The organism is Pseudomonas sp. PIC25 (genome assembly GCF_002286785.1).
Classification (GTDB): domain Bacteria; phylum Pseudomonadota; class Gammaproteobacteria; order Pseudomonadales; family Pseudomonadaceae; genus Pseudomonas_M.
The window spans coordinates 1-1,857 of the sequence record NZ_MUJY01000076.1 but is presented as its reverse complement, the minus strand read 5'-3'; the positions used below and the strand labels follow the sequence as shown (position 1 = coordinate 1,857).

Here is a 1,857-nt window from a genome sequence, read left to right as displayed (position 1 = left end):
TCTGGCGCCGATCCTCACCCACCTCGGCGAGGCGGCGGGCGACCTGCTGCCGGTGTTCGAGCGCTACTGGATCAACGGCAGCGACCTGACCGTCGAGCTGCCCGTCCTCGGCACCAGCCAGCCCTACCCCTGGTGGGACGTACCACCGGGCCTGCTCGCCCAACTCAATGGAGAAGACCCCGCGCCGCTGGTGGACGACCTCATGCAGTGGCTGCGCGAAGAACACGCCGGGCTGTACTTCGTCCTGCCCGAAGCCAACCTGCGCCGGAAAGTCGCGCATTTCGTGCGCCATCACCCCGATCCGCTCGACGACCTGAGCGGACGCCTCAAGGACTCTCTGGAAAAGGACTTGGCCCCATGATCAGTCTTCCCTTCAACGCCGTGTTCATGTTGAACGGCTTGTATGCCAGGCAGCCCGACGGGCAGGCGAACATCGCGCAGTTCAAGCAGAACATCCTGAAGGATTACAAGGAATACGCCGACGGCTTCTTCACGGCGTGGGCCTTGGACGTCGATCAGCGGCTTTCCGTTTCCGACAATCGCAACAACGAGCTGACCCTCATCAAGGGCGACAAGGACGCGCGGAAGATATCCGGGTACGCCGCGTGTCCCGCCAGCGGACAATTCAAGCTGCTGCATGCCTTCGAGTCGGTCAATTTCATTCCCATCGGCAACACGCCCTACCAGATCAGGCAGGCGATCTCGTCCTGGGGCGAGAAGCGCCAAGTCATCTCCGGCGTGCTGGACAGCGACGGCATGGCCACGGTCACGGGCTGCACGCCGAACAGCCTGTACGAAATCACGTTCTACCCGGACGTCAGTCAGCGCGAAGTGAATGCACTCCATGCGTCCTACGAGGGTGTCATTGCCAATCTCCATGATTGGCTCCTGAACGAGTGGAACACCAACATTGTCAGGCAATGGCAAACCATGGCGCCGGTGGGCGATCCCAGGCGTCTGAAGCAGATCAACGACGCCTTCATGGCGGGGGTGGGCAACGCGCTGAAGAGCATCTGGGACGACATCAAGATGCTCTTTCACGTCCTGACGAACCTGGACGATTACGCGGCGATGCTCCTGAAGTTCATCAGCGAGGCCGATTTCCAGAAGCTCAAGGTCCAGGCGAAAGACTTGCTGCGCACGGCACTGCTGATCGTCAACGACGAACCGCTGCTGTTCTTCTACGCCTCGGCGGTGGTCTGTTGGGCGCAACTGCTGCCACCGACGACCGTGGCGGAAATGATCGCCGAATTCACCAGCGGGCTCCTCTTCGACATCTTGTTGGGCATCGTGCTTTCGGGCGGTGCCGGGCTGGCCGTGCGCTATGCCGTGAAGGGCGTCCGGACGGTCAAGACAGCCGGTGGCGTGGCGATCCTGGAAAAGGCCATGCAGACGCTCATCGACCTGAGCCGGGGGCATGCGCTCAAGCGCCACGCCGACGTGGTCGAACCGCTGGCGGTCAAGGGCAGCATAACCGTCAACAGTTCGCAAAAGGCGACCGTGCAGATTCAGAGCGCCGCCCAGGGCATTTCCCGCGTCGAGCCCGACACCCTGCCGATACGTCGTGGTAAGGCGCAGAACACCCAGGTGAATGAGAGCCGCAAGACGGACGATGTGTCGACGACGGCGAAAACACCCAACGACAAACCCGCCGACACGGCCCAAAACACCTGCACCAACAACTGCCCGGTCTCCATGGTCACCGGCGAGGAACTGCTCACCCTCACCGACGGCGAGCTGGACGGCCTGCTGCCCTTTCCCTGGACGCGCCTCTACCGCACCAGCGCCGCCGAGATCGACAGCGGCCTGGGCTACGGCTGGAGCCACAGCCTGTCGCACCGTCTGGTGCAGGAAGAC

At 62.7% G+C, this 1,857-nt stretch carries 1 protein-coding gene and 1 pseudogene; both read left to right on the top strand.

Annotated features, from left to right (window positions below; all coding sequences use genetic code 11):
- Positions 1–361, top strand: a pseudogene (locus tag BZL41_RS28490) (hypothetical protein); the annotation flags it as partial.
- The coding region (locus BZL41_RS09275; protein WP_256578111.1) for a DUF6531 domain-containing protein at positions 358–1,857 on the top strand (1,500 nt) is incomplete at its 3' end. The pseudogene BZL41_RS28490 and the gene BZL41_RS09275, both read left to right, overlap by 4 nt.